The sequence below is a fragment of the Arenibaculum sp. genome, from assembly GCF_035998295.1.
Classification (GTDB): domain Bacteria; phylum Pseudomonadota; class Alphaproteobacteria; order Azospirillales; family Azospirillaceae; genus DASYHS01.
Genome location: NZ_DASYHS010000050.1, coordinates 1 through 25,497, shown reverse-complemented (window position 1 = coordinate 25,497; position 25,497 = coordinate 1). Strand labels below are relative to the sequence as shown.

General features: G+C 69.8%; 31 protein-coding genes. 12 read left to right on the top strand and 19 right to left on the bottom strand.

All coding sequences use genetic code 11. The features are described from left to right. The 10 genes from VGO20_RS28610 to VGO20_RS05525 form a co-directional block, all read right to left on the bottom strand. A partial coding sequence (locus VGO20_RS28610; RefSeq protein ID WP_414639777.1) for a DNA circularization N-terminal domain-containing protein occupies positions 1-113 on the bottom strand: 113 nt, incomplete at its 3' end. 43 nt (positions 114-156) lie between these two features. After that, the gene (locus VGO20_RS05565; protein WP_327501308.1) at positions 157-1,854 is read right to left on the bottom strand and encodes a phage tail tape measure protein; all 1,698 of its coding nucleotides are present in this window, start codon (positions 1,852-1,854) and stop codon (positions 157-159) included. 141 nt (positions 1,855-1,995) lie between these two features. After that, a complete protein-coding gene (locus VGO20_RS05560; protein ID WP_327501307.1) occupies positions 1,996-2,286 on the bottom strand; it encodes a phage tail assembly protein in 291 nt (96 codons plus the stop codon). Further along, entirely contained in the window at positions 2,283-2,651 is a 369-nt protein-coding gene (locus tag VGO20_RS05555; RefSeq protein ID WP_327501306.1) for a phage tail tube protein, read from the bottom strand. Before VGO20_RS05555 ends, VGO20_RS05560 begins: the two co-directional genes overlap by 4 nt. A gap of 12 nt (positions 2,652-2,663) precedes the next feature. Further along, positions 2,664-4,160, bottom strand: coding sequence for a phage tail sheath subtilisin-like domain-containing protein (locus VGO20_RS05550; RefSeq protein WP_327501305.1), 1,497 nt, complete (start codon positions 4,158-4,160; stop codon positions 2,664-2,666). A 1-nt stretch (position 4,161) separates the two neighbouring features. Next, positions 4,162-4,329: a DUF2635 domain-containing protein gene (locus VGO20_RS05545; RefSeq protein WP_327501304.1), complete on the bottom strand. Its 168-nt coding sequence runs from the start codon at positions 4,327-4,329 to the stop codon at positions 4,162-4,164. Between the two features lie 12 nt (positions 4,330-4,341). After that, complete coding sequence (locus VGO20_RS05540) at positions 4,342-4,899, bottom strand: hypothetical protein (protein ID WP_327501303.1); 558 nt, start codon at positions 4,897-4,899, stop codon at positions 4,342-4,344. A gap of 3 nt (positions 4,900-4,902) precedes the next feature. Next, positions 4,903-5,211 (bottom strand): hypothetical protein, encoded by a 309-nt coding sequence (locus VGO20_RS05535; RefSeq protein WP_327501302.1) that lies wholly within the window; start codon positions 5,209-5,211, stop codon positions 4,903-4,905. Between the two features lie 8 nt (positions 5,212-5,219). Continuing rightward, complete coding sequence (locus tag VGO20_RS05530; RefSeq protein ID WP_327501301.1) at positions 5,220-5,765, bottom strand: 3TM-type holin; 546 nt, start codon at positions 5,763-5,765, stop codon at positions 5,220-5,222. 11 nt (positions 5,766-5,776) lie between these two features. Next, the gene (locus VGO20_RS05525) at positions 5,777-6,334 is read right to left on the bottom strand and encodes a glycoside hydrolase family 108 protein (RefSeq protein WP_327501300.1); all 558 of its coding nucleotides are present in this window, start codon (positions 6,332-6,334) and stop codon (positions 5,777-5,779) included. 250 nt (positions 6,335-6,584) lie between these two features. Here VGO20_RS05525 and VGO20_RS05520 point away from each other — a divergent pair, with 250 nt between their 5' ends. Continuing rightward, the gene (locus VGO20_RS05520) at positions 6,585-7,274 is read left to right on the top strand and encodes a thermonuclease family protein (protein ID WP_327501299.1); all 690 of its coding nucleotides are present in this window, start codon (positions 6,585-6,587) and stop codon (positions 7,272-7,274) included. Then, positions 7,271-7,630: a VanZ family protein gene (locus VGO20_RS05515; protein ID WP_327501298.1), complete on the top strand. Its 360-nt coding sequence runs from the start codon at positions 7,271-7,273 to the stop codon at positions 7,628-7,630. The genes VGO20_RS05520 and VGO20_RS05515 overlap by 4 nt, the downstream gene beginning before the upstream one ends. A gap of 22 nt (positions 7,631-7,652) precedes the next feature. On the opposite strand, the gene VGO20_RS05510 is transcribed toward VGO20_RS05515, so the two are convergent. Then, positions 7,653-8,555, bottom strand: a complete 903-nt coding sequence (locus VGO20_RS05510) for a S66 peptidase family protein (RefSeq protein WP_327501297.1) — start codon at positions 8,553-8,555, stop codon at positions 7,653-7,655. Between the two features lie 373 nt (positions 8,556-8,928). On the opposite strand from VGO20_RS05510, the gene VGO20_RS05505 reads away from it, so the two are divergent. Then, a complete protein-coding gene (locus VGO20_RS05505) occupies positions 8,929-9,381 on the top strand; it encodes a Ros/MucR family transcriptional regulator (protein WP_327501309.1) in 453 nt (150 codons plus the stop codon). 12 nt (positions 9,382-9,393) lie between these two features. Here VGO20_RS05505 and VGO20_RS05500 read toward each other — a convergent pair whose 3' ends face one another. The 5 genes from VGO20_RS05500 to VGO20_RS05480 are packed head-to-tail and all read right to left on the bottom strand — an operon-like array spanning position 9,394 to position 13,886. Then, positions 9,394-10,431 carry an MBL fold metallo-hydrolase gene (locus VGO20_RS05500; protein WP_327501296.1) on the bottom strand — a complete coding sequence of 346 codons (1,038 nt, stop codon included), beginning with the start codon at positions 10,429-10,431 and terminating at the stop codon, positions 9,394-9,396. Positions 10,432-10,487: 56 nt separating this feature from the next. Beyond that, positions 10,488-10,928, bottom strand: a complete 441-nt coding sequence (locus VGO20_RS05495) for a MarR family winged helix-turn-helix transcriptional regulator (RefSeq protein ID WP_327501295.1) — start codon at positions 10,926-10,928, stop codon at positions 10,488-10,490. 41 nt (positions 10,929-10,969) lie between these two features. After that, positions 10,970-12,262 (bottom strand): TRAP transporter large permease, encoded by a 1,293-nt coding sequence (locus VGO20_RS05490; protein WP_327501294.1) that lies wholly within the window; start codon positions 12,260-12,262, stop codon positions 10,970-10,972. Between the two features lie 38 nt (positions 12,263-12,300). Further along, complete coding sequence (locus VGO20_RS05485; protein ID WP_327501293.1) at positions 12,301-12,780, bottom strand: TRAP transporter small permease; 480 nt, start codon at positions 12,778-12,780, stop codon at positions 12,301-12,303. 53 nt (positions 12,781-12,833) lie between these two features. Next, positions 12,834-13,886, bottom strand: coding sequence for a TRAP transporter substrate-binding protein (locus VGO20_RS05480; RefSeq protein ID WP_327501292.1), 1,053 nt, complete (start codon positions 13,884-13,886; stop codon positions 12,834-12,836). A gap of 258 nt (positions 13,887-14,144) precedes the next feature. Between VGO20_RS05480 and VGO20_RS05475 the strand changes: the two genes are divergently transcribed. Genes VGO20_RS05475 through VGO20_RS05435 form a run of 9 tightly spaced genes read left to right on the top strand, consistent with a single transcriptional unit; the run spans position 14,145 to position 23,066 of the window. Beyond that, positions 14,145-15,095, top strand: coding sequence for a PDR/VanB family oxidoreductase (locus VGO20_RS05475; protein WP_327501291.1), 951 nt, complete (start codon positions 14,145-14,147; stop codon positions 15,093-15,095). Between the two features lie 26 nt (positions 15,096-15,121). Next, positions 15,122-16,477, top strand: coding sequence for an aromatic ring-hydroxylating dioxygenase subunit alpha (locus VGO20_RS05470; protein WP_327501290.1), 1,356 nt, complete (start codon positions 15,122-15,124; stop codon positions 16,475-16,477). Next, a complete protein-coding gene (locus VGO20_RS05465) occupies positions 16,474-16,956 on the top strand; it encodes an aromatic-ring-hydroxylating dioxygenase subunit beta (protein ID WP_327501289.1) in 483 nt (160 codons plus the stop codon). The genes VGO20_RS05470 and VGO20_RS05465 overlap by 4 nt, the downstream gene beginning before the upstream one ends. Before the next feature lie 7 nt (positions 16,957-16,963). Continuing rightward, positions 16,964-18,601, top strand: coding sequence for an AMP-binding protein (locus VGO20_RS05460; RefSeq protein WP_327501288.1), 1,638 nt, complete (start codon positions 16,964-16,966; stop codon positions 18,599-18,601). Beyond that, a complete protein-coding gene (locus tag VGO20_RS05455) occupies positions 18,601-19,788 on the top strand; it encodes a thiolase family protein (protein ID WP_327501287.1) in 1,188 nt (395 codons plus the stop codon). Before VGO20_RS05460 ends, VGO20_RS05455 begins: the two co-directional genes overlap by 1 nt. Further along, positions 19,785-21,026 (top strand): SDR family NAD(P)-dependent oxidoreductase, encoded by a 1,242-nt coding sequence (locus VGO20_RS05450; RefSeq protein ID WP_327501286.1) that lies wholly within the window; start codon positions 19,785-19,787, stop codon positions 21,024-21,026. The genes VGO20_RS05455 and VGO20_RS05450 overlap by 4 nt, the downstream gene beginning before the upstream one ends. Next, complete coding sequence (locus tag VGO20_RS05445) at positions 21,023-21,823, top strand: cyclase family protein (protein ID WP_327501285.1); 801 nt, start codon at positions 21,023-21,025, stop codon at positions 21,821-21,823. Before VGO20_RS05450 ends, VGO20_RS05445 begins: the two co-directional genes overlap by 4 nt. Beyond that, the gene (locus tag VGO20_RS05440) at positions 21,820-22,551 is read left to right on the top strand and encodes an SDR family NAD(P)-dependent oxidoreductase (protein WP_327501284.1); all 732 of its coding nucleotides are present in this window, start codon (positions 21,820-21,822) and stop codon (positions 22,549-22,551) included. The genes VGO20_RS05445 and VGO20_RS05440 overlap by 4 nt, the downstream gene beginning before the upstream one ends. Beyond that, complete coding sequence (locus VGO20_RS05435) at positions 22,548-23,066, top strand: MarR family winged helix-turn-helix transcriptional regulator (protein ID WP_327501283.1); 519 nt, start codon at positions 22,548-22,550, stop codon at positions 23,064-23,066. The genes VGO20_RS05440 and VGO20_RS05435 overlap by 4 nt, the downstream gene beginning before the upstream one ends. 28 nt (positions 23,067-23,094) lie before the next feature. Here the strand turns inward: VGO20_RS05435 and VGO20_RS05430 are convergent, their stop codons facing one another. The 3 genes from VGO20_RS05430 to VGO20_RS05420 form a co-directional block, all read right to left on the bottom strand. Then, complete coding sequence (locus tag VGO20_RS05430; RefSeq protein ID WP_327501282.1) at positions 23,095-24,039, bottom strand: LysR family transcriptional regulator; 945 nt, start codon at positions 24,037-24,039, stop codon at positions 23,095-23,097. Between the two features lie 88 nt (positions 24,040-24,127). Next, positions 24,128-25,189, bottom strand: a complete 1,062-nt coding sequence (locus tag VGO20_RS05425) for a pyridoxamine 5'-phosphate oxidase family protein (protein WP_327501281.1) — start codon at positions 25,187-25,189, stop codon at positions 24,128-24,130. Further along, complete coding sequence (locus tag VGO20_RS05420; RefSeq protein WP_414639776.1) at positions 25,186-25,368, bottom strand: glutathione S-transferase family protein; 183 nt, start codon at positions 25,366-25,368, stop codon at positions 25,186-25,188. The genes VGO20_RS05425 and VGO20_RS05420 overlap by 4 nt, the downstream gene beginning before the upstream one ends. Positions 25,369-25,497 lie beyond the last annotated feature (129 nt).

The following is a 25,497-nucleotide window of genomic DNA, read 5'->3' as shown; positions in this document are numbered from 1 at the left end:
AGATCGCGGCCGGGATACTCGTGGACCGCCAGGCGGCGGCCGTCGCGGCCGGTCGATGCCTCGACATGGAACGCCAGCCCGCGAAAGCTGGCGGGGCGCAACGCTGCGCGCATGGACATGCTTCACCTTCCTGCGGAATTCCTGGGAAGAAGCCGGTCACCGGCCGGCGCTGCGCAGCCCGTAGTTCACGACGGTCCGGGCTTCGATCGGCCCACGGGCCCCGGTCGTCACGACGGTGCCCGGAGGGGTGTTGCGGAACTCGACGACGGCCGTGATCGCCCCGTCGACGCCCGCCCGACCGACAGCACTCCCGGGTGCTGCGGCGGCATGCGCCTGGGCGACCAGCGAGGTCGCCCTCGCCCCGGGCCGCCCGGCGGGCGGGCGGACCGGGGCGGCATCCGCTTCCCGTTCCTGCGCGTCCGGTTCGACCGCGCGGGCTGCGGCGACCTGCCGGGCGACGGCCGCCGGCGTCTCGGCCGCGAAGCCGAATACCCGGCCGAGCGCCGAATCCGCCAGCCAGGAAAGCCCTCCCGCGATACCGTCGAGGACCGGTTGGATCGCGGTCCAGACGGCGTCGAACACGGCGACCACCGGACTGAGCCAGGCTTCGAAATAGCTGCCGATACCCTGCCAAGCCTGTTTCAGCCCATCGAGCGCGGCCGCCATCTCTGCGGTGAAGACGCCCGCGATGAAACCGGCCAGCCCGCCGAACACGGCGGCGACGGCCGACCCGAGTTCCGAGAACCAGGCCACGATCCCATCCCAGTTCTCGTAGATCAGGTAGGCGGCCGCGGCGAACGCCGTTACGGCCAGGATCATCGGGTTGGCCTTGAGCAGTTGCCCCAGGGCCGAGAATGCCTGCACCGCCTCGCTCGCGGTGCCGAGGGCGGTCGCCACCGTCGCCAGCCCGGCGACGAGCTCTTGGTTCTGCGAGATCCAGTCGGCGAGCCCAGCCATGACCGGGGTCAGAAGGGGCGCCAGCCCCGCCCCGACCGCCATCGAGACGCCGTCGACCGCCCCCTTCAGCCGCTGCTGCGCCTGCGTGAAGGCGAGCGCGTTCCGCGCCCCCTCCTCGGTCACGAAGCCGACCTTCCGCGCCTCCGCCGCCATGGCCTCGAGGCCGGCACGGCCGCCGCCGAGCACGTTGGCCAGGGGGCCCGCGGCCTGGTCGCCGAACAGCTTGACCGCAAGCTCCGCCCTCGATGCGGCATCGCCGCTGCCGGCGAGCGCGTCGGCCAGTTCCGGCAGCAGCTCCGCGACCGGGCGCATGCCTCCCTCGGCGTCGCGCAGATCGATGCCGAGGTCGGCGAAGGCGCCGGACCCGCTTTCGGCCGCGGCCCGCAGATGCGGCGTCAGTGCCCCAAGGGCCGCGTCGAGCCGGTCGGCCGGGACGCCGGCCCGCTCGGCGGCGAAACGCAGCTCCTGCAGCGTCTCGGCACCGACACCGAGAGCCGCCGCGGTCCGCGCGATCCCGGCGCCCCGGCTCGCGAAGCCCTGCACGAACTTCCCGAGCTCGGCCGAGCCAGGATTGAACTTGAGGCCGGCGAGCGGCGGGAAGAGCTTGCCCGCCATCTCGGCGAACCGGTTGGCCGCCCCGGCCGTGTCGGAAACCGACTGGCGGACCTCGGCCATCTTGTTGCCGGCCTGCTGTCCGAACGCGGCCATGCGGCGCGCGCCGGCACCGACCACCGTCGATAGCGTGCCGAAACCTGCAGCCGCGCGCGACCCGGCAGCGGCACCCGCCGTCGCCAGGTCGGAGGCGACGGCCCCGATCTCGCCGCGCGCGCCTTTCATCGCCGCGGCGAGACGGGTCACCACCGCCGCGACGTCCCCCAAGGTCGACGCTTTAGCCATCCTTCATATCCTCGAGAATGCGGCGGGTTTGGGCCTCCCAAAGAGAAAGCTGCTCGAGTTCCAGCTCGAGCAGCTCCCCAGGCGACCGCTTCCAGACCCAGGCGAGGTCGAAGCAGCGGTCGAGGACGTCCTCAGCTCGCCCTAGGCCCCGAAAAAACCCACGATCGCCAGCATGCAGGCCTGCCAATCGGAGGCGGAGAGCTGGCCGACGGTCGAGGGCGGCACGTCGCCCAGGCGGGCGATGTACTTGGTGACCGCCCTCGCGTCGGGCTGGGCCTGGGCGTCCACTCCCGAGCCGTCGCCGAGCAGGAGGAGCGGGTAGCCGCAGGCGGCGATGTCCGCCCCCTTCGGCGGGCGCAGCGCGATCGCGCCCAGGTCCTGGCCATGCGCCTGGACCGGCTCGCGCAGCGTGATCGTGACGGGCCCGTTCATGCCGTCAGCTCCTCGCAGCTCTTGCCTTCGAAGCGCACGGTCATCTGGCCCTGCGCCGCATCGATCTCGCGGGCACCCGAGGTCCAGGCGTCGCGCAGCACGTAGGTCTTGCCGTTGGCGAGTTCGACCGTCACCGTGACCCCGGACAGGCGCTCGAGTCCGAGCACCGAAAGCCCGCCGCCGTCCGTGATGTCACCCTCCACGAAGGGAACGCGGGGACGCTCGATGTAGCCGTGGACGCCGTCCATGCCGGCCACGCCTTCGCGCTCGATGTCGCTGGGCGAGACCTTGAGGTTGCCCCTCAGCTCGTATTGCCGGCCGTCCACCTTGAGGTAGCAGACGCCGGCCACCTTCTTCACTGTCATGGGATGCTCTCCTTACTGGGCCGGGTACTGCAGGCGGAACTGCGCCAGCACCGCGAAGACGCGGAGCTGGTTGATCAGGTCCGGCGGGTAGAGGACGTTGATGCGGTTGGGATCGGTCGCGTCGCGCTCGACGACGAGCGTCGCCGCGAACGCCTCGCGGTTCTCGACCAGCCCCAGCTCCTCCATCGCGGCATAGGTCGCCACCAGCTCGGCGCGGATCACCTTCGGCGTGACGACCGCCTGCCCCTCGCCGAAGCGGGTCCCGTCGGACGCGAGCTTGTGCCGGCCGAACTTCTGCGTGATCGCCTGGCGCAGGCGCCGGATCACGTATTGCAGCGTCGCCAGCGTCTCAACGTCGAGGAAGCTCGGGTCCGGCTGGCCCCAGGAGTTGACCTGGTAGGTGGTCGCGAGGCGCTCGACCATCACCGTGCCGTCGGGGGCCGCCATGTGGGTGGCGACGCCGTCGAACAGCAGGACTTGGCGTTCCTGGCGGGTGAAGGACTGGCTGGCGGTCGACACGCCGACCAGCGGCAGGGTCTGCAGCGGCCGCGCGGGGTCCGCCCGCAGGCTGCGGGCAGCAGCGGCAGCGGTGGCCGCGGCCCATTCCCAGGACGGGGTGGGCGAGACCGCGGCGTCGTAGCCCATGACCGATACGTGCGGGTCGTTCCTCGCAGCCCCGAAGGCGGAGAGCTGCCCGACCGTCCCCCGACGCGCGGCGAAGACGTGCCCATAGACCTGGCGCGACCACGACCAGCGGCCGGTGACCTCGCCCCACTCCTCCTTCACCGTGTCGAGGGATCCGGTATCCGTGTAGGGCATCGCGACGAAGTCGTACTCGGTGTCGCCCAGCATGGCGAAAGCCGCGGCCAAGTCGGGCGCCCCTGTCCCGCCGGCCATCGCGTCGATGCCGACGGACAGTCCGGCCGGCAACGTCTCGCCGCCCGCCACGCCGCGGAAGTTGACGTTGAGCGCGACGTCGTTGCCGGTCTCGCCCTTGTGACGGGCCGTAAGGTCGACGGTCGCCGGGTCGGTGCCATTGACCGCCGCCGTGACCGCCAACGCGGCCCCGTTGATGGCCGAGGCCAGCGCGGCTGCGATCGTCGGTGCCGTCTCGCCGGCCGCGACGGCGACCTGGACGCGCCGGCCGGCGACGTAGAGGGAGATCTGGCCGGAGGCCGTCGCGGCGCCGGTGAGCGTGATCGCCCCCGCCGCCGCGGTACCGGCGGCGGGATCGGCGAGCGGCAGGCACCACAGTTCGCCCATCGCGTCGTTGCGGCGATACAGCTCGACCATGCGGGCGAGCATGGAGCCGAGGCCGAACAGGCTGCGCGCCTGGTCGGCGGACGTCACCAGGAGCGGCGCGGCGCCGGCCGACGAGCCGGCCAGCACCTGGCCGACCAGCAGCGCACGCTGCTGCTGGGTGAAGTACGAGGCCTGGGAGTTGTCGACCTCCGCATAGAACAGCGGGACGCGCAGGTCGGACGGGATCGCGTTGAAGCCGACGGCCATGTCATTCCTCCGTCAAGGTGTCGCCCGCATCGCGGACGGGCAGCACGTCGCCTGCGGCGAGTCGGCGGTGCCAGAACTGGTTGGACGGCACCTCCCTGCCTTCGGCAGGCAAGGGGGCGCCGGTGCCCGGGTCGCGCACGAGGCGCCCAGGAGCAGGTCTCACGATCACGCTTTCTTCTCCTCAGCCAAACGGCGGCAGGACCACCCCGCCGCCGATCTCGATGCGGCCGTCCGGACCGCCCTCGGGGGCGGCGTTCGGGTCGGCGGGGTCGATCGCGTCCACCTTCAGCCCGACGCTCGCGAGCTCGTCGCCAAGCACCGGTTCCCAGACCGTGTGGAAGCGCCCGACGATGTCGACTTTCGCCACGAGACGGTCGTCGTCGGCGGCGGGGACGGAACTGGTGTTGACGGCGACGATGCGGCTCCACGACCGGACCCAGGACGGGTCCGTCAGGAGACGGTCGAGCACCTGGCCGCAAAGCGCGTCCAGGGCATCCTCGGCGGCCTCGTCGGTCCCGTTCACCGTTGCTTCGATCGTCAGCGTGAGATCGTGCTGGAAGTGGGGCGCCGACATTCCCTCATCCCCGGACGCCGCCTCGCCGGCGGCGTAAACGAGCAGGAAGGGGGGTTCCGGGGCGGGGATCGGGGCCATGCGCCGGCGGAAGACGCGCGAACCCGCGTCCGTCGCGCCGGCCAGCAGGCCCGCCGTCGCGGTCCGGATTTCGGTACGGGTCTGCATCGGTCATTCCGCGGGGTCGCAGGGCATGCGCAGGGCGCGCGAGGCGTCGAGCGCGCTCTCCAGACGGATGACCCTGTCGCGCAGGTCGTGTACCCCCCTGCGGCCGGTGATATCGTTGGAGACCTGATGCTCGACCCGCGCCAGACGTTCGCCCAGCTCGTCGAGCCGGGCGAATACCGGGACGCCGTAGCGTTCGCGAATACGGTCCTCGACCTGCCGGACGAGGGCGGCGACGCGCCAGCCGATGCCGACGAGCGCGCCGGCGACACCGAACAGGGCGGCGGCGAGGGTGACGGAGGCCTGGGGGTCCAAGGCGCACCTCACCGTCCGGAGAACCGGCGCGCGACGCCGGCCAGCAGCGTCGCCGACGTCTCGCCCACGGCCGCCCTCTTCTCCTCGGAGCGCTTGTAGACGTATATGCCCAGGACGGCGAGACCGACGGACCAGATGGTTCCCAGCGAGGCGAGCGCTGCGATCACCGCGCCGGCCTGGACCGGGTCGACGACGATGACCCAGGCCACGGCCAGCATCTGAGCCAGCCAGGTCGCGGCCATGATGTAGCCGAAGGTGGGGCGCATGCGGCGCACGTAGGGATCGTCGCTCGCGACCTCCGCGCGCAGGCTCGTGTTCACCTCGGCGACCGCCGTCCGGTAGTCGTCGCTCTCGATCCGGGCGAGGGCTTCCGCGTGGCGGTTGGCCTCAACCAACTGCTCCGGCGCGATCTCCGACCGGCCGACGGCGGCATCGACCGCCTCCAGCGCCTCGGCGGCACCCTTGGCGGCGGGATGGTCGATCTTGGACAAGCCGGCCCCGACGGCCTTGACGAGCAGCGGGAGGCCGACCTGGGCGAGCAGGACTGGCAACATGGATGTGGCTCCTAGAGGAAGGTCAGGGCGGCGAACTGGTGCATGGCCGCGAGCCGGCGCATCCAGCCGAGGCCGAAGACGTCGAAGCCGCGCGTCGCGGCATAGCGCTGGGCGCGCCGGGCGGCGTAGTCGGCGAGCAGGGGCCCCGGCGCCGCCCGGCGCAGCGCGTCGAGCGTCACCGGGCCGATCCTGCCGTCGTCGCCGACCCGCAGCGAGCGCTGGAGCAGGGTTATCGCCGGCCCCCTGCCCTGGTTGACGGCGGCATCGAACACCAGGACCGCGACGGCCGCGGGCATCTCCGGGCACCGGCAGCCGTGCCAGAAGACCCGCTCATAGACGGAAATCGCCCGGTCGAGCGGCAGCGCCATGATGTCCTCGCGCGTCACCTCGCCGTCGCCGTCCACGTCCAGGTCCGGCCGCCCGTCGCCGCTGAGGTCCCCGGCCCCCATCGCGAAGCGCAGGGAGATGCCCCAGCGGGTGATGCCGCCGGGATCGGCGGGATGGTCGACGAGCCCCCCCTCGTGGCGCAGCAGCTCGCGGACGGCCGTCGAGAAGGCGTCCTCGGTCATCTTGCGGGTGTTCCTTTCCCAGGCTGGAGCCGCGCCGAAACGGAACGACCCGCCGCGGCGCAGGCCGGGCGGGTCGTCGAAGGCGTGACTGTGGCGTTGATGAGATGATCATCCTATACGCCTCAGATCATGTCAACCGGAAACTGGGATTATATTCTGTATATAGGAAAATTGTTTGAACAGGCGCAGGACCAGCGCTCTCGCACGAGCCGCTGTCCGTGCTACATAACGGGCTATGAAATATCCCATTATGTCAGCGCTGCTCGCCCTGTCGCTGTTCGCGACGCCCGTCTCGGCGACGGGGACCACCGAGGCGCTGGTGGGTGCCGCGACGGTCATCGACGGCGATACCCTCGAGATCCGCGGCCAGCGCATACGGCTCCACGGCATCGACGCTCCCGAGGCGGCGCAGACTTGTACCGATGCGGCCGGCAAGGCCTGGCGTTGCGGCCAGCGGGCGGCGCTGGAGTTGGCCGAGCGGATCGGACGTGCGACGGTGACCTGCGAGCAGAAGGATCGGGACCGTTACGGAAGGATCGTCGCCGTGTGCTCGACCGGGAACCGGGACCTGAACGCATGGATGACCGAGAGCGGCTGGGCGCTGGCCTATCGCGCCTACAGCAGGGACTATGCCGATGCCGAAGCGGCGGCCCGGAGCGCGCGGGCCGGTATCTGGGCGGGCACCTTCGATGCGCCATGGGACTGGCGGCGCGAGCGACGTTCCGGCGGGCAAGCCACCGTCGCCGCCGGAACCACCACCGGCCCGGCGACGGACGAATGCCCGATCAAGGGCAATGTCGGTTCGCGCGGAGCCCGGATCTATCACGTACCCGGCAATCAGTTCTACGAGGCCACGGTGATCGACGAGCACAAGGGAGAGCGCTGGTTCTGCAGCGAGGCGGAAGCGACGGCGGCCGGCTGGCGAAAGGCCCGCCGATGACGCTGCTGGTACCCTTCGCGAGATTGGGCGCCGTCGTCGTGGCCGGGATCGTCGTGGTGCTGTCGCTGCTGCCGATCGACCGCGCCATGGGTTCCGGCTACAGCGACAAGCTCGATCATTTTGCCGCCTATGCCGCCCTGGGGGCGCTGGCTACCCTGGGCTGGGGCGCGCGCTCCGGGATCTGGCCGCTGGTCGCAGCGTGCATGGCGCTGGGAGGCGCGCTCGAGCTGCTCCAGAACTTCTCCCCGGGCAGGGTGGCCAGCTTCGCCGACATGGCCGCGAACGCGTCGGGAGCGCTCGCGGGGGCGGCTGGCGGCTGGGCACTGCTGCGGTGGAGGCAGCCGGACGTCCGCTAATCGATGCCGCTAATCGATGCCGCTAATCGGATGCCGCTGATCGAGGGCTCCAGTCCAGCCGCGCGCCGTCCCGGGTTGCGGCCAATTCGGCCGGCACTCCCTGGGGCACGGCCGCGTTCTCCGGGCCGTGACCGACGGGATAGCCCTCGACCACCGGGATGCCGAGATCGCCGGCGAGCCGCAAGGTCATGGCGGTGACGTCCTCGCCGAAGGGTGTCGCGTCATCGGACATATCGGTGAAGCCGCCCATCACCAGCCCGGCCAGACCGCGAAGCACGCCCGCATGGCGCAGATGGACGAGCATGCGGTCGACGGCGTAGAGCTTCTCGTCCACGTCTTCCAGGACCAGGATCGCGCCTCTGAGGTCGGGGCAATAGGGAGTGCCGATCAGCCGCGTCAGCAGCGATAGATTGGCGGCGAACACCGGCCCCCGGGCCCGCCCGGTCACGATGGTTCGCACCGTCCCGGCGGATGGCTCGGGCGCGCCGGGCAGGCCGCCAAGCCGCAAGGCTTCGAACAGCGGCGGGAAGTTGGCCTCGCGGCCGCCGGTCGACAGGTCGATCGGCATCGGCCCGTGGACCATGCGCAGCCCAGGATTTCGGATCCCGAGCAGAAGGGTCGTGATGTCGCTGTAGCCGATCAGGATACGTCCGGCCGCGGCCGTCGGCACGCTGCCCACCCGCTCCAGCAAACGTCCCGCGCCATAGCCGCCGCGCACGCACCATACGGCGTCTATGCCGGGTTGCGACAGCGCCTCCACGAGTGCCGCGGCGCGCGTCTCGTCGGTGCCGGCGAGTTGGCCGCACCGCTCGAAGCATTGCGGCGACGCCTCGACCTCGATCCCGTAAGTAGCCGCGAATGCAGCGAACCGTGCGACCAGTTCCCGCTCCACCCAGCGCGCGGGGGCGACCAGCTTGACCTTCATGCGATCTCTATCTTGTCCGGGACCGTTGTCCCGCCACGTTACACCACCGTCGTGCCGCCGCACATGGTTCGCCACGCCCGGCCCTTCCTGCGCCGCCGTTCAGGCGGGCCTTGCCGTCATGTCCGGCAGTGTCGCCATCTTCGAATTCCAGTTCGCACGTGTCATATCCGATCAATTCGAGAATGGCACCGACAACGGAGCGCTACGGTCACAGGAATTTTGAAATCTTGTCCGATTGCCGGTTCCATTGACTTGAATTCACCCGAGCGCCACTAAGTTCTTGCATTTTCCCCTGCTTCGGTCTACTGCCTTTATGACGAGCAGAAAGTTCATACCGAGTAATATCGCCCTATGGTTGGAAGGCAGAAAAGCGATGCAGGAGCATAAACCGAAGTCCCTGGTGGAGCTCACGACCCAGATCGTTGCCGCCTATGCCGGGCAGCACTCTTGCCCGGCGCAGGATCTTCCCGGTATCATCAGCACGGTGTACTCTTCGCTGGCGAAGCTCGGCCAGCCGGAAGAGCCCGTTGCCGAGCAGAAGCCGCCCGCGGTGTCCATAAAAAAGTCGGTCACGCCGGACTACATCGTGTGCTTGGAAGACGGCAAGAAACTGAAGATGCTCAAGCGGCATCTGCGGACCACCTACGGCATGACGCCGGACGAATACAGGGCCAAATGGGGGCTGCCGCGGGACTATCCCATGGTCGCACCCAATTACGCGCAGCGCCGCTCCGAGTTCGCCAAGTCGATCGGGCTCGGCCGCAGCCGCAAGGCCCCGGAGCCCCCGCCGGCCCCTGCGAAGCGTGGCCGCAAGAAGGTGGCGTGACGCCAGCCTGCGTCACGCGGCATCAGGCCGCCAGATCTCTCCGGGCCGCAACGGCCTGAACCGGTCGCCCGGGACGTCGGCGGCCCGAAGCGCCGCGTCCAGGTCCGACAGCGGCTCTTCGATGCCTTCGTTGGTGAGCCTGAAAGTACCCCAGTGGTGGCCGAGCGCCTGTTCGGCCTCCACGAGCCCGAACGACCGCACGGCGTCCTCGGGGTTCATGTGCTGCGGTCGCATGAACCAGCGCGGCTCGTAGGCTCCGATCGGCAGATGGGCGAGGCGCGGGCGCCCGAAGCGCTCGCACACGGCCCGGAAGATCCCGCCGCTGCCGAAACCCGTGTCGCCGATGTGGTAGATCACGCCTGCGGGCGTGGTGAGCACGTAGGCGCACCAGAGCGCCATGCGCCGATCGGCGAGGCCACGCGCCGACCAGTGATGGGCCGGCTCGACGTGAGCCGTGACGCCGTTGCCGAGAGCGCAGGCGCCGCCCCAGTCCCGCACCTCCACCACGATCTCCGGATGGCCGGCCCTTATGACCGCGTCGTTGCCCAGCGGCGCGACTATGCGGGGGCGGTAGCGCTGCCATAACCGTTCCACGGCGTCGAGGTCGAGATGGTCGTAGTGGTTGTGCGTGATCAGCACCGCATGGATCGGCGGCAGATCCTCGAAGGCGACGCCGGGCGGATTGACCCGCTTCGGGCCGGCGAAGGGCACCGGGCTCGCCCGTTGCGCGAACACCGGATCGATCAGGATGTTGAGTTCCGCCACCTGGATCAGGAAGGAGGCATGGCCGATCAGCACCACCCGCAGACCCGGCACCTGCGCCGGCGGCTTGTCTCGGAAAGGGCTGGGATAGCTCTTGGGCCAAGGCTTCCGGCCGCCGCCGAACTGCCAGCGCAGGAACTCCGCCAGCCCCTTGTCCTGCGGCTGCTCCGGTGAGAAGAAGCGGACTCCGTCGAAATGGTCCGTCGCCGGGCCTCGGTAGTAGGGGTTCTTCACGCGGCCGGCGAAGGCCGAAAGGGTCGAGAGGCCGGGGAAGGGACGACGGATCATTCGAGGACGTTCCGAGGCTCGGGGCGGCAAGTATGCGCCGGCCGGTGCATCCCGCGCTACCGCTCCACCAGGAGCTTCAGAAGGAACTTCAGCGAGGCGCGCTCGCGCGGGCTCAGCTTGCGGGTGAAGCGCTCCTCGTGCTCGCGCGCCGCCGCGAGGAGGGGTGCGATCCGCGTACGGCCCTCCTCCGTCAGATGGATCATGACGCGGCGCCGGTCCTCCTCGTCGTCGCGGCGCACGACAAGGCCCGCCCCTTCCATGTGGTTCAGGGTCTTGGTCAGGCGCGGCTGGTCGTAGAGGGTGATCCGGGCCAGTTCCGACACCATGAGGCCGTCGCGCGACGCGAGGCAGGCGAGCACGCGCCACTCCGGCACGCGCAGCCCCTGGGCGCGGATGACGGCATGGAACTCGGCGCTCATGCCATGGCTGGCGGCGGCCAGCAGGTAGGCCAGGTAATCGAAGACGAAGCCGGGCGCCGGCGGCGTCGCCTCCTCCATTTCCCGGCGGCTGGGATCCTGCGCGGACGGGAGAGCCAAGATCAGCGCCCCATCGTCGCCGGAAGCAGCAGGGCCAGGATCGGAAAGGCCACCAGAAGCGCCACCCGCACGAGGTCCATCGCCACGAAAGGCACCAGACCGCGGAAGATGGTCGCCAGGTCGACCGTCTTCGCCACCGATCTCAGGACGAAGGCGTTCATGCCGACGGGCGGCGTGATGTAGCTGATCTCCGTCACGACGACTACGAAGATGCCGAACCAGATCAGGTCGAAGCCGGCCGCGGCCGCGACCGGATAGAAGATCGGCACGGTCAGCACGATCATCGACAGGCTCTCCAGCACGCAGCCGAGCACCACGTAGATCAGAAAGATCGCGGCGATCACCGCGAGCGGGTTGGCGCCGAGAAGCCCAAGCCAGCCCTGCAGGTCCGTAGTCATGCCCGAGAGATTGACATAGTTGGAGAAGACCAGCGCCCCGAAGAGGATGAAGAACATCGTCGCCGTCATCTTCGCGGTCTCGAACAGCGTGTGGAACGTCTCTTCGAAGGTGAGGCGCCCGCGCAGGAGCGTGAGAAGGAAGGCGCCCGCCGCCCCCGTCCCCGCGGCCTCCGTCACCGTGAACACGCCGAGATAGATGCCTCCCATCACGAAGACGAAGAGCAGCAGCGCGCCGAGCACCCCCTTCAGCGCGCCGAGGCGCTCGCGCAGCGGCAGCTTGGATTCCGCGGGTACCGCCGTGCCGTTGAGCGCGAGCGACAGGCGCACGGCCGCCATGTACCCAAGCACGCCCAGGATGCCCGGTATCACGCCGGCGAGGAAGAGCTGCCCGATGTCCTGCTGGGTCATGATCCCGTAGAAGACCAGGATCACCGACGGTGGAATCAAGATCCCGAGCGTGCCGCCCGCGGCGATGGAGGCGGTCGCGAGGCCGTCCGGATAGCCATAACGGCGCATCGACGGCAGCGCGATCTTGGTCATGGTCGCCGCCGTCGCCAGCGACGAACCGCAAACGGAGGAGAATCCTCCGCACGCGACGATCGTCGCCATCGCCAGGCCGCCGCGGCGGTGGCGCAACCAGGCGTTCGCCGCTCCGTAGAGGTCCTCGGCCACGCCGGACTGGACGACGAAGTTGCCCATCATCAGGAACAGCGGCAGCACGGAAAGCGAGTAGCTGCGAGCGTTGTCGAAATAGGTCTGCCCCAGGAGCGAGAGCGACGGCTCGATCCCGATGATGCTGGCGACGCCGGCCACGCCCACGATCATCATGGCGAAGGCTATCGGGACCCCGGTCATCATCAGGGCGACCAGAACGAGCATTCCGATGGGCCAGTCCATGTACGTCCGTCCGTGTCCGGAAAATGGGCGTGGAAGCGTCAGCGCGGCGAAGGCGGACGCCGGAGCCTTCCCCCTTCCTCGGCCCCGACGGCGACGAGGACGACGAGCAGGAGGGCGGAGAAGATGCAGAGGCCGGCGGCGGCGTAGGCCACCGGGGCGACCGGCAGGTGCAGATAGACGCTGACGTCGCCGAAGCCGGCCAAGCGCCGACCCTGCACGAAGAGACGCCAGCCGATGACCGCGAGCGCACCGGCAGCCACGAGGCGAACGACCGTCAGGCGGATCTTGCGCGTCCATTCGGGCAGTCGTTCGGTGATCAGGTCGACCGTCACGTGCCCGTCGTCGAGGCACACCGCCGGCAGCCCCGTGAAGATGACGCCGGCCAGAAGCAGTTCCGTGACTTCGGTCGCGCCGGGCAACGGCTGGCTCAGGAAATAGCGGCCCACGACGTCGACCACCGTCGTTCCCATCATCGCGAACAGAAGGGTGGCGCTGACGGCCGCGAGGAGGAGGCGCACGGGACGCAACGCCTCGGTCGGCGTTGCGTCCGGCGCGGCAGATGGCCCGCCGCTCATTTCGATGCGGCTGCGGTCTCGGCCTTGAGCATGTCCAGGGCCGCCTGCGCGTCGATGCCGGCGGCCGCGGCTTCCTGCAACTTGGCGGCGACGACCGGCTCCAGGGCGGTGCTGATGGTGTCGATCTGTTCCTGCGAGGCGTCCAGAAACTCGACCTTGCCTTCCATGGCCGCGCGGCCCTGGGCGTCGGCCGCATCCCAGGCCTGTCCGGCGAGGCGGGCCAGCGCCTCGCCCGAAACGCCGTCGATCGCCTTCTTGTCCTCGTCCGACAGTGCGTCCCATCGCGCCTTGTTCATGACCACGAAGAAGGACGTGTTGTAGAGGCCGCCCGGAACGACGAGCCCGGTATCGAGGATACCGTCGAGCTTGAAGAAGGTCACCGATTCGTACGGGAAGAGGATCCCGTCGGCAACGCCGCCCGCAAGCATCTCATAGGACTGCGAGGATGGCGCCAGGACCGGGACGGCGCCGAGCGCGCTGGCCACGTCGCCCGCGATGCCGCCGCCGACGCGCAGCTTCGCGCCCTGCACTCCCTCCATGCTCGACAGGTCGCGCCCCTTGGTGAAGACGTGACCCGGACCATGCGTGAAGACGGCGAGGACCTTCACGTCGTCGTGCTCGCCGGCCTGGGCCAGCATCTTCTCGTAGGTTCGCCAATAGCCGACGGAGATGGCCTCCGCGCTGTCGCCCAGGAACGGCACCTCGGCCAGGACGGTCGTCTTGAAGCGCCCGGGCGTATAGCCGTGCACGCCGTAGGTGATGTCCGCGACACCGTTGACGGCGAAGTCGTAGTGGGCCGGCGGCGGCCCCAGCGGCGCCCCGACGAGCTGGATCGTGACCCGGCCGTCGGTCGCTTCGCGGACCTTCTCGGCATAGGGAAGCATCACGTCCTGCACCAGCGGATGGGTCGGCGGCAGCCAGTTGGCCATCCGAAGCTGCGTCTGCGCGGTCGCGGGTGATGCGGCAAGAGACAGTCCGAGGAGCGCGACGGCCCCCAGTGCACAGTCCCTGATGCCGGCGAGGCAGTTCTTTCCGGTTTCCGTAACCATGGCCCACACTCCCATCTGTCCGACGCCTGGCAACTCGCCGCTCTTGCGCCGGCTCTGCTCCAGAACGCAACTGTAGCATACCGTATTTACATGAATAGGCATTATTTTAGGCATGAAGAGTGAGGGGCGCGGCGCGATGCCTATCCCTGAGGTTCCCGCCAAAGGTCGCGGTTGACAGCACCGGATGGACCCGAATTAATATATGAAATAACATGCTTTTCCGGCACGCGACGGCGTGCGGATGGAAGGGACGAGGCGGTGTCCGAGCTTCAGTTCGTAGTGCGCGAGACGATCGACGAGGCCCCGTTCGTGAAGGCGATCGTGCTGGACAGCGCGGATGGCGCGCCGCTGCCGGCGTTCGCGCCGGGATCGCATGTACGGGTAACTCTGCCACAAGGCGGCGACCGGCCCTACTCGCTCGTGGACCTGCCGGCCTATCGGGCGCCGGCCACCTACGTCCTGGGCGCGCGCCTCGAGCCGGATGGCTCCGGCGGGTCGCGTTACATGCACTCCCTCAAAGCCGGGGACCGCGTCGCGACCTCGCGGCCGATCGACAATTTCCCCCTGCACGAGGGCGCCCGTCCCGCCCTCCTCTTCGCCGGCGGCATAGGCATCACGCCGATCCTGTCGATGGCGAGCGCCCTCGCGGCGGCGTCCCGGCCCTTCCGCCTGCACTATGCCGGCCGCGGCAGGGGGCATCTCGCGTTCACCGGCCCGCTGTCGGAGATCTGCGGCGAGGCGCTCAGCATCCATTACGACGACGAGCCCGCCACGAGGCTCGACATCGGGGCCGCCCTGTCGCATGCGCCCGCCGATGCCGAGATCTACGTCTGCGGTCCGGCGGGCATGATCGACGCGGTCAAGGCCGCTGCCGCAGCGAAAGGCTTCGCCCCGGAGCGCGTGCGCTTCGAGTTGTTCACGCCTGCGCCGACCGGCGCCGACACGGCCTTCGAGGTCGAGGTGAGGTCGAGCGGGCTTGTGGTCGCGGTGGCGCCCGGGCAGTCGATCATCGATGCGCTCGAGACGGCCGGCGTGGAGGTCGTATACGACTGCCGGCGCGGCGATTGCGGCATCTGCCAGTGCGGCGTCCTGGAGGGCATTCCCGACCACAGGGACGTCGTCCTCTCGGATGCCGAGAGGGCGTCGAACCGCGTCATGCAGATCTGCGTGTCGCGTGCCAGGTCGCCGCGCCTCGTGCTCGATCTGTGACCGCGGGCCGGACGAAGGGAGGACGAATGGCTAGATACCGAAACGATCCCGAAGCGGTCCGGGCCCTGGTGCGCCCGACCGAGGTCCACCGCGACGTCTACGTCGACCCCGAAGTCTTCGCGCTGGAGATGGAGCATCTCTTCGCCAATACCTGGGTCTATGTCGGGCATGCCAGCCAAATCCCGAATCCCGGCGACTACCTCACGACGGAGATCGGCCGCCAGCCGGTGCTGATGTCCCGCCACACCGACGGCTCGATCCACGTCCTCTACAACCGCTGTCCCCACAAGGGGGTAAAGATCGCGGCCGAAGCCTGCGGCAACACCGGCAGGTTCTTCCGCTGCCCGTACCACGCCTGGTCGTTCAAGACGGACGGCAGGCTGCTCGCGATCCCCCTCAAGAAGGGCTACGAGGGCACGGAACTCGACCGGAAGGACGCGGTCCAGGGCCTGGCCCCCGTCGCCCAGGTCCATATCCACCGCGAGTTCGTCTTCGCCAAGCTGAACCGGGGCGGCCAAAGCTTCGAGGAGTTCTTCGGCCCGTCCCTGTCCTCGATCGACAACATGATCGACCGCTCGCCGCAAGGGCGCCTCGTCGTCGAGGGCGCGCCCCTGCGCTACATGCACACCTGCAACTGGAAGATGCTGGCCGAGAACCAGACCGACACATGCCATCCGATGGTCGCCCACGAGTCCTCGGCCGGGACGGCGGTGTCGGTATGGGAGCGCGAGGCGGCCAAGGGTGGCAGGAAGCCCATGGCGGTCGAACTCTACGCGCCTTTCATGAGCCCGTACGAGTTCTTCGAGAAGATGGGCATCCGCGTCTGGCCGAACGGCCATGGGCATACCGGCGTCAGCACCTCGATCCATGCCGACTATTCGGCCATCCCCGGCTATTTCGAGCAGATGGTGGAGGCCTACGGCGAAGAGCGGGCCAAGGCGATCCTGGACGAGAACAGGCACAACACCGTCTACTTCCCCAACATCATGGTGAAGGGGCCGATCCAGACCCTGCGCGTCTTCAAGCCGCTCGCCGCCGACCGGACACTCGTCGAGTCCTGGACCTTCCGCCTCGTCGGAGCCCCGGACCAGCTCTTCGAGCGGACGCTGATGTACAACCGCCTGATCAACGCCCCCACCTCGATCGTCGGTCACGACGACCTGGAGGTGTACGAGCGGGCGCAGCTCGGCCTGCAGGCCGACGGCCACGAATGGGTCAACGTGGAGCGCCTGCGCGAGCCGGACGAGACGCCCGACGGGACGGCCGTCGTCAACGGCACCAGCGAGCGCCAGATGCGCAACCAGTTCCACGCCTGGGTCAAGTACATGACCATGACCATGACCATGGATAAGGGCCCGGCCCGGGACGGGGCCGCGGCATGAGCGCGATCACCGAGGACGACCTCGTCCGCTTCGTCTACCGGGAAGCGCGCCTCCTCGACGAGATGCGCTACGAGGAGTGGCTCGACCTGTTCGCCGAGGACGGGCACTACTGGATGCCCGCGCAATGGCGGCAGACCGACCCGCGCCTGCAGGCGTCCCTGATGTACGAGGACCTGCTGCTCCTGCGCGTGCGGGTCGAGCGGCTGGCCGGCGCGCGCACCTTCAGCCAGAAGCCGCGGAGCCGATCGCACCACCTGCTGCAGGCCCCCGAGGTCGACGAGATCGACCCCGCACGGAACCTGTACCGCACCTACACGCCCTTCCACTACGTTGAGACGCGCGGCGACACGAAGGAACTCTACGCCGGCTGGGCGCGCCACGAGCTGAGCGTCGTCGACGGCGCCCTGAAGATCAGGCTGAAGCGGGTCGACCTCGTCAATTTCGATGCGCCCTTCGGCAGCATCCAGCTCTTCATGTGAGGCCGCGATGGCGTTCGACCGCTCGCAGACGGTGTATTCCCGCTTCGAGGCCACGGCCAGGCGCTTCGCCGACCGTCCTTTCCTCGCCGTGCTCGACGAGACGGCGGAGGCCTACGGCATCGGGGCCGGCGAGATCGCCTATGGGGACGCCCTCGGGCGCGTGCAGGCCCTGGCCGCGGCCTACCGGCGCGCCGGCTACGGCCGGGGCCACCGCGTCGGCCTGCTGCTGGCCAACCGGCCGGACTTCATCCTCCACTGGCTGGCGCTGAACGCCGCGGGCGTCTCGGTCGTGCCGATCAACCCCGACCTCAGGTCGGCCGAGCAGGAATACATGATCGGCCACTCGGAGATGGTCCTGGCTGTCGCCACTCCCGAGCGCGCCGCCGAGCTGGAGACGGCCGCCCGCGCGGTCGGCAGCCCCATGGCGGTGGCCGGCCCGGACGGCGAGCCGCCGCCGGCTCCGGTGAGCGCTGCGGCGGACGCCGTGCTCGACGCCGACACCGAATGCGCCGTGCTCTACACGTCCGGCACCACCGGCCGTCCCAAGGGCTGCCTGCTCGCCAACGAGTATTTCCTGCATTGCGGCGACTGGTACGCGGGGATCGGCGGGCTGTGCCGGCTGGAGGAGGGAAGCGAGCGCATGCTGACGCCGCTGCCCCTGTTCCACATGAACGCCATGGCCTGTTCGGTGATGGCGATGGTCACCGTCGGCGGATGCCTGACCGTGCTCGACCGCTTCCATCCCAGGACCTGGTGGGACAGCGTGCGCGCGTCGCGGGCGAGCGTCGTGCACTATCTCGGCGTGATGCCCGCGATGCTGATGGGCATGGAGCCCGGCGCCGCCGACCGCGACCACCGCGTCCGGTTCGGCTTCGGGGCCGGCGTCGACAAGCGCCTGCACGCCCCCTTCGAGGAGCGCTTCGGCTTTCCCCTGATCGAAGCCTGGGCGATGACGGAAACGGGAGTGGCCGCCGCCGTCATCGCCAGCCACGAGCCGCGCAAGGTCGGCACGAGCTGCTTCGGCCGCCCCGTGCCCGAGGTCGAGGTCAGGATCATGCGCGAGGACGGCACCCCGGCCGCCGCCGGAGAGCCGGGCGAGCTGCTGGTCCGCCGCGCGGGGGACGATCCGCGCTTCGGCTTCTTCCGTGCCTACCTGAAGGACCCGGAGGCGACGGCGGCGGCCTGGGCCGGCGGCTGGTTCCGCACCGGCGACGTCGTCCTCGCCGACGGGGACGGCGACCTCCATTTCGTCGACAGGAAGAAGAACGTGATCCGCCGCTCCGGCGAGAACATCTCGGCGGTCGAGGTGGAGAGCGTGCTCCTCCAGCACCCCGGCGTCCGGCAGGTCGCGGTCGCGCCGACCGCCGACCCCGTGCGCGGCGAAGAGGTGATGGCCTGCATCGTCGCACGCGACGCGCCGGCCGACGCATCCGCGCGCGAGGCGCTGGCCCGCGACGTCGTCGCCTGGTGCCTGAGCCGCCTCGCCTACTACAAGGCCCCGGGCCACGTCGCCTTCGTCGATGCGCTGCCGCTGACCTCGACCGAGAAGATCCAGCGCGGCGCGCTGAGGGAACTGGTCGCCGCGGTGGTCGGGACGCCGGCCTCGGTCGATACCAGGGCGCTGAAGAAGCGCCGGGCGGCGTGATGGCGATCGCGGGAGGGCATCGCAGGCGGGACTACGACGGCGTCGTGGCGGCGGTGCCGGTCACGATCCCCTATATGCGCTATTCCATCGAAGGCGCCCATTGGTGGATCGCGCGGGCGCTGGGGGAGCTGACGCGCGCGGCGGGCCTGCGGCCGGCCGACCTCGACGGGCTCTGCGTGTCGAGCTTCACGCTCGTCCCCGACACGGCGGTGGGGCTGACGCAGCATCTCGGCCTGACGCCGCGCTGGCTGGACCACATCCCAATGGGAGGCGCGAGCGGCGTCGCGGCCCTACGCCGCGCCGCGCGGGCGGTCCAGGCCGGCGACGCCGAGATCGTCGCCTGCGTCGCCGGCGACACCAACCACGTCGACAGCTTCCGCAAGCTCGTGTCGAGCTTCTCCCGCTTCGCCCAGGATGCGGCGTATCCCTACGGCTCGGGCGGCCCGAACGCGTCCTTCGCGCTGCTGACCGACCACTACATGCGCCGCTTCGGCGCCACCCGGGAGGATTTCGGCAAGCTGTGCGTCGCCCAGCGCGACAACGCGCTGCGCTTCCCGCACGCGCTGATGAAGAAGGAGCTGACGTTGGACGACTATCTGGGCGCGCGCCCGATCGCCGACCCGATCGCGCTGTTCGACTGCGTGATGCCCTGCGCCGGCGCCGAGGCCTTCCTCGTCACCCGGCCCGACGTCGCGCGGTCGCTCGGCCTACGAGGCGCGCGCATCCTCTCCACGATGGAGCGGCACAACGCCTTTCCCGACGACCCGATCCAGATGCGCGGCGGCTGGGCCATGGAGGTCGGCGAGTTCTACGCGCTCGCCGGCATCGGCCCGCAGGACGTCGACCTCGTCCAGACCTACGACGATTACCCCGTGATCGTGATGATGCAGTTCGAGGATTTGGGCTTCTGCGCCAAGGGCGAGGGGCCGGACTTCGTGCGGGCCCACGACTTCACAGTCGACGGCAGTTTCCCGCACAACAGCTCCGGCGGGCAGCTCTCGGTCGGCCAGGCAGGTGCCGCGGGCGGCTATCTCGGCCTGGTCGAGGCGATGCGGCAGGTGACCGGGCAGCCGCTCGGCGCGCAGGTTCCCGGCGCGCGGCGCGCGCTCGTCTCCGGCTTCGGCATGATCAACTACGACCGCGGCCTGTGCTCGGCCGCAGCGATCATCGAGGGGGCGGGCCCATGACCCGGCCGCTGCCGCCGCCGAAGAAGAAGGACCCCCAAAAGCGGACGCGCGCGCCGCTGGTGCCGCCGGGCGCCCGCAGCCGGGCCGCGCTCCGGATGACCGCCGCGGCCGCGCTCGGCACCTTCCGGCTCCAGGTCTGCGCCGCCTGCGGGGCGGCCGCGTACCCCCCGCGCGACGCCTGCCCGAAATGCCTGTCGGTCGACCTAGCGTTCCGCGACGTGCCCGACGGCGGCGAGGTCGTCGCCCACACGACCGTCCGAACCTCCACCGACCTGTATTTCCGCGAGCGCACGCCGTGGCGCGTCGGCACCGTGGCGCTGGACTGCGGCCCCGCCGTGGTCGCCTTCCTGCACGGGGACGTCGTCGTGCCGGGGCGGGTGCGGGTCGCGGCCAAGCTCGACAAGGCCGGCAACGCAGTGCTGATCGCGCTGCCCGAAAGCGAGACCCCTCACATGCGAGACGACCCTCTGCTGCGGGAACTCACCGCGAGCCCGAAACATCGGCGCGCCCTCGTCACCGACGGCCGCTCGGCCGTGGGCAGGGCCTTGGCGGCGGCGCTGGCCCGGGCCGGCGCCTCCATCGTCTTCGTCGGCGCGGCCCAGCTCTGGAAACCCTTTCCCGAGGAGGCGGAGCTGCGCGCGATCGGGAACATCGAGATCGTGCCGCTGGACGTCACCGACACGACCTCGGTGAGCGAGCTCGCGGGCGAGATCGGCGGCAAGGTCGACATCCTCGTCAACACGGCCGAGCACGTGCGCCCGGGCGGCGTCCTGTCCCGCGACGGCATCACCACGATGCGCGACGAGTTCGAGGCCAACGTGTTCGGCCTGACGCGCCTCGCCCAGGCCTTCGGCGTCGCGATGCGCGCGCGCGGCGCGGACGGGACCAACAACGCCGCCGCCTTCGTCGACGTCCTGCCGGTCCATGCGCTGGCGAACTGGCCGGAGTTCGGCGCGTTCTCGGCCGCCGGCGCCGCCCGGCTGTCGCTGCTGCAATGCCTGCGCGCCGAGATGAGGCCCGGGGGCGTTCGCGTGATGAGCGTCTTCACCGGGCCGCTCGACGACGACTGGCGCCAGACCGTCCCGCCGCCCAAGGTGACCCCGCGCCAGGTCGCCGACGCCGTGGTCAGGGCGCTCGAGGAGGGCATCGAGGACAGCTTCGTCGGCGACGTCGCCAGGGACGTCGCGCAGAAATGGCGCCAGGACCCCAAGGTCCTGGAGCGGGAGCTCGGTCAGTGACCGCCGCCCCGCTCGAAGCGCTTCTCGCCGGCCTCGCCTCGGGCGAGGTCGAGGTCGTCGATCTCACCCACACGCTGTGCCCGGACTTCCCGGTCATCGTGCTGCCGCCGGAGTTCGGCCAGTGCCAGCCCTTCCGCATCGAGGAGGTGTCGCGCTACGACCATCGCGGCCCGGCATGGTACTGGAACAACATCTCCATGAGCGAGCATGCCGGAACGCATTTCGACGCGCCCGCGCACTGGATCTCGGGCCGGCATCTCCCCGCGAACACCGTCGACCAGCTTCCGGTGCGTGACGTCGTGGGGCCGGCGGTCGTGCTCGACTTCTCCACGGAGTGCGCAGGCGACCCCGACTTCGTGCTGACGCGCGCCCATGTCGAGGCATGGGAGGCGGCGCACGGCCCGATCCCGCCGCGCGCCTGGGTGCTGTTCCGTACGGACTGGTCGAAGAAGGTCGGCACGCCCGACTATGTCGGCCTCCGGGAGGACGGCGCGCATTCGCCGGGACCCGATGCCGGCGCCATCGAGTACCTCGTGCGCGAGCGCGGCATCATCGGCTTCGGCACCGAGACGGTCGGCACCGATGCCGGCCAGGGCGGCCATTTCTCGCCACCCTACCCCGCGCATTTCATCCTCCACGGCGCCGGGCGCTACGGGCTGCAATGCCTCGCCAACCTGGACCGGCTGCCGCCCAGGGGCGCCGTCGTGATCGCGGCGCCGCTGAAGATCCGGCAGGGCTCCGGCAGCCCGTTGCGCGTCCTGGCCCTGGTCCCCGCCTCCCCGCAGGTGCCTTCATGACCGCCACCGCCTTCCATGCCCTCGTCACCGGGACCAGTTCCGGAATCGGCGAGGAGGTCGCGAAACGCATGCTGGCGAAGGGCTGGCGCGTCGTCGGGCTCGCGCGGTCGAAGCCGGCCTGGACGCACGACCTGTTCGAGGCGATCGAGGTCGACCTGCTCGACGAGGGTGCTACGCGCGACGCGGCGGCGGAGCTGGCGACGCGCCCGGCCTTCACCCATGCCGTCCACAATGCCGGCCTGGTGTGGCCGAACCTCGTCGGGGACGTGAAGCCGGAGGAGGTCGCGGGCCTGACCATGCTCCACGTTACGGCCCCCCTCATGCTGACCCAGGCGATCCTGCCGAAGATGCGCGAGGCCCGGTTCGGCCGCATCGTCTTCGTCACCTCGCGCGCCGCCATGGGCGTGCCGACCCGCACCGCCTACGCGGCGACCAAGGCGGGCGTGCACGGCATGGCACGTACCTGGGCGCTCGAACTCGGGCCGGAGGGCATCACGGTCAACGTCGTCGCCCCCGGACCGATCCTGACCGGCAACTTCTGGGGCATCGTGCCCAAGGGTTCCGAGCGCGAAGCCGCGATCGCCGGGCAGCTTCCCGTGCGCCGGCTGGGCACGGTCGCGGACGTCGCCCACGCGGTCGAATTTTTCGCGGCCGAGGAGTCCGGCTTCGTGACCGGCCAGGTCCTGTTCGTCTGCGGCGGCGGCAGCATCGGAGGACTGTCCTTGTGACCTCGGAGAGGGCCAGGTTCCAGCGCGGCGTCCTGGTGCGCACGGATGGCGAGGCCGAGGCCGCCATCCCGAGCATGGGCGAGATCGGTCTCCAGCAGTTCGCTCCCTATCTGCTGAACCGCATCTCGGCCCGGTGGAACGCCAACATGGCCGAAGCCCTGCGCGCGCACGACATGACGACCACGAAGATGCGCATCCTCGCGGTCCTGTCGATCAGCTCGGGACTGACCGTGAACGAGCTGTCCGTCTTCGCCGTGACCGAGCAGTCGACCATGAGCCGGACGCTCGACGGCATGGAGGAGCAGGGCTTCATCCGCCGGCAGCCGCGCCCCGACGACATGCGCGTGCGCGAGGTTCACATCACCGAGGCGGGGCGCAGCGCCTTCGCCCGGGTCTGGCCGATGGTCTACGAGATGTTCGTGCGGATGTTCGAAGGCATCGACGACGACGAGTACCAGGCCTTCGCCAAGACGCTGCACAAGGTGCTGGCGAACATCCGCAGACACGACATCTGATCCCGGCCGCGGCTGCCGCGACGCGGCCTCATCCGGCGGGACCGGCGGCGGCCGGAAGCCCGGAAGGCGCCAGGTCCAGGGCGTTCAATGTCCTGCGCAGCCGCGGGGCGGTGAAGTCGATGAAGCTCCGCACCTTCGCGGCGACGATGCGGCTATGCGGATAGAGGAGGTGCACCGGCACCTGTCCCGGCATCAGCCCGTCCAGGACGGGCACGAGGCGGCCTTGCCGGACCGCATCCGCGACCATGTACGACAGGGCGACCGTGATCCCGTCGCCGCTCTCCGCCGCGGCGATCGCGGCCACGGCGTCGTTCAGCTCCAGCCGGGGGGCCAGCGTCACGCCGCTGGACCTTCCGTCTCTCACGAATCGCCATTCGCGGTTCGGCAGCAGGCTCGTGAAGGCGATGATGCTGTGGGCCTTCAGGTCCTCGGGATCCCTCGGCATGCCGCATGCCTCCAGGTAATCGGGGCTGGCGACCAGGAGCCGCCTCACCGCGCCCACCTGTCGCGCGACGAGGCTGGAATCGGGCAGCTCTCCGATGCGGATCGCGACGTCGATGCCCTCCTCGACCAGGTTCGCGACCCGGTCGAGCAGCAGGAGCGATGCGGAGACCCGTGGATGTTCGCGCAGGTACCCCGACAGCACCGGCGCCACGTGCGACCGGCCGAACGTGACCGACGCCGTCACCGTGAGATGCCCGGTGGGCACGGCCGTCTCCCCGGCCGCGACCTTCTCCGCCTCGTCGAATTCCTGGAGCAGCCGCTTGGCGCTTTCGAGGAAGCGCAGGCCGCTTTCGGTCAGCGTCAGGCTTCGCGTCGTGCGCGTCATCAGCCGTGCGCCGAGCCTGTCCTCCAGGGCCGTGACCGTCCGAGTGACCGCCGCCGGCGACAGCCTCAGCCGCTGCGCCGCCCGCGAGAAGCGACCGGCCTCGGCGACCGCCACGAAGACCTCCATCGCGTGCAGCCGATCCATGACTATCCCCAGATGCGGATGTGCGGGCCCATGATCACGATCCTTGCGGCTTCATCAAGGACATGCCGGGCCGGTTCCAGTAGAGGCCTCACGACCCGTCTCTGGCCGACAGCTCCCTTGCCGGCGTCGCCTCACCGAACCTCATCGGCAGTGCGTCGGACAGGAAGACCCCCTCCGAGACGCGGAATTCCAGGATGCGCTCGGCCCCGGCGACGGCATCGACCTCCGGCCCGTCCCAGAGGACGCGGGCTTCGCCCGTCAGGAGCAGGAGGTCGCCGGTCTCGAAGTCCACGAAGAGCTGACCCGCGCGTGGATCGAGTTCGATGTTGCCGAACGTGTTGAAATGGGAGTTGCCGATGAAGTCCGGCGACCGCAGGACCGTTGCGCCGTTCCGCTCGACCACGTCCACGAATCCCGGGCTTCCGCCGCGATGGGACACGTCCGCGCCGCGTACGCGGTCGCCCGTGTTCGCTCCGGGTGCGGCGGTGGCGATGAAGAAGGTGTCGGCCTGCCGGATCAGCCTGCGTGCCCGGTCCGACAGCAGATGCCCCTCTCGCACCATCTCTGCGCCATCCGCCTTCTCGTTCGGCGGACGCACGAACCGGTGGGCGCGCGCCTGGATGTATTTCGGGCAGTTGCCGAAGCTCTGGTCGGCCCGCAGGGTAAAGCCGTCGCGGCCCATCGCGGCGACCGTGGCGTTCATCCGGTTGCGTCTGCGGGTCGTCGGCTCGATACCGAGGAGGGCGAGCGACACCCCTTGGCGAAGGTTCCGGCCGAGCGGATCCCCGGCCAGGGGCGATGCGGTGATCTCGAGCGCACCCGGGTCCGGCGACCTGATGAAACCCGGCTCCCCCACGAGGATCGACGCCCAGGGACGCCCGGCATCGTCGACGCTGCCGACGAGCACGAAGGGAAGCTGTTCGAAGAACGTCCGATGCTGGTCCGGCATGATGCCGCGGATGACGCGGCGGCCGACCGCCTCAATGCGGTCACGGACCCCGGCCCGGCGTTGCGCCGCCTGCTCTCCCTCATGGAAGGGAGATCCGTCCCCGTCCCACCCCCGAAGAGGCTGGGTACTCTGCGCGGCCGGAGTCTCCGACGACGCATCGGTCATGCCGGGCCCCCCGCCCGATGCGGCGCCCGGGCTCAAGCCGCCGGACCGGCTGCGGTGGATGTCATCGGCACGAATCCCGGCAGCGCTTCGAGGCGTCCAAGCCAGAAGCGGATGTTCTCGTAAGGCTCCAGGGACACGTCGCCCTCCGGAGCCCTCGCAGTGTAGCTGTAGAGCGCGACGTCCGCTATCGTCGGGCAGTCGCCTGTCGGTAACACGTCATGTGTCCGGGGTATGTAGCAAGTGATCTGTCCGATCTTAGAATCGCTCCAGCTTGGTTATGGGGGCGGAGATGAGGCGGACGGAGGTGCTGCAGGGACTACAGGAGATGAAATTCGAGGAGATCC